This is a genomic window from Rickettsia endosymbiont of Cardiosporidium cionae (assembly GCF_015476335.1).
Classification (GTDB): domain Bacteria; phylum Pseudomonadota; class Alphaproteobacteria; order Rickettsiales; family Rickettsiaceae; genus JADHZC01.
The window spans coordinates 1-1,493 of record NZ_JADAQY010000020.1; the positions used below are offsets into that span (position 1 = coordinate 1).

Genomic DNA, 1,493 nt, shown 5'->3' on the forward strand with positions numbered 1-1,493 from the left:
TTAACCACGCTTCAAAGTAACCTTTACTAAAATTAAATAAGGCAAAAGCTACGAAGATAGGAGCCATATATATCAAAATATGTTGGGCTATTAATGCAATAATATATAAATATGTAAAAAATATTGTAATGGAAAGTAAATATATAACAAATATGATACACATTATCATAAATATAAGCTGAAATGATAGTAATGCTGGTAATATCATTGCAAAAACTTTGATACTAGAGACAGCTCCCGTGATATGATTTACACTTATACCCAAATAATGCAAAAGTCTACAATCTATGGCATCAAACAAAGCCAAATATCCATATCCTCCTTTATAATTACTTTTAGTATAATTACATAATCCTTCTGCTCCTCCTGCATTAAATACTATTCTTGATAATGATGTTGTAGTTTGTTCTAGAGCTGGCTTTAGTATAGTTGTAATACCGTCTGTATACTTATCTTTTCCTTTACCTGTATAAATACCTGTAGAAAAATATAATACTAAGATAAATTTCATAAAAAAGATAAATATTTCTCCTCTACTTGGTATATCAGATCCCAAAAGAATTTTAATGCCCAAAACTGCTACATAGATAGTTAGTGCTACTCTGATAATGTTACGCATAGAGTCTTGAAAACTAGAAAATGAAGAAATATTTGTTTCTTTAGACCCTTTACAATCTGATTGATCTACAAAAATTCTATGCAAAGTTTCTTTAGCACACTGCACTACTGTTGAAGTCATTGGAATAAGTCCCTTAGAATTTTTTTCAGCATTTTTTGCACAACTTCTTCCTACAAAGCAGTTATTTTTCATTCTTGTTTCAGGATCTCTACAACCATATATAGGGTCATAATTTGTTGAGCAATAAAAACTAGGATCTGGTCTATATTTACAACCAAGAGATTGAAATCCTGTAATTAATAGCACTTGTGCACATATCTTATCTCCTTGATGTGTCACTTTTATTATTGTAGGTGGTAATAACCAAAAATTAATGTCTCCATTTTTAAATGTATATTCTTCAATTTTAGGTCCATCTATTCCCCAAAAACTAAAATTAAACTTAATATCATTGCTTGGTATACTACATCTTGATTTTTCTGCTCCAGTCATATCAAAAGCACTTGAATAACTACTAAATGCTCCAAGACTGACAATATTATTTATAACTCTTTGTATAATGGTCATACCAGCAATACAACTATCATTCTCAGCAAAATCTTCTAATGCATAGGCGGTGGTGTTAGCAAAAATGTAAATTATCATAATGATAATAAACAAATTTTTTCTTATCATTTTAGTTTTCTGGCTTTTGCATAAAAAATTGGCAGCCAATTTTTAGGATTATCTCCGTATTTTTTTCTTATCTTATCAAGTAAGGCTATTGTATTACTTCTGCCAGAAAGAACATTAATAATATCTGGCATCCCATTTAGATCTATTCTTGCTACCACAGTGTCTATACCTTGTTTAACTAAGAAGAATCTTGATTTAG

General features: G+C 29.5%; 2 protein-coding genes. Both read right to left on the minus strand.

Features of this window, described 5'->3' with window-relative positions; translation table 11 throughout:
* Positions 1 to 1,264 (minus strand): type IV secretion system protein (locus IHI24_RS04655; protein ID WP_194966902.1); only part of this gene is annotated, 1,264 nt, incomplete at its 3' end.
* 26 nt (positions 1,265 to 1,290) lie between these two features.
* A partial coding sequence (locus IHI24_RS04660) for a hypothetical protein (protein WP_194966903.1) occupies positions 1,291 to 1,493 on the minus strand: 203 nt, incomplete at its 5' end.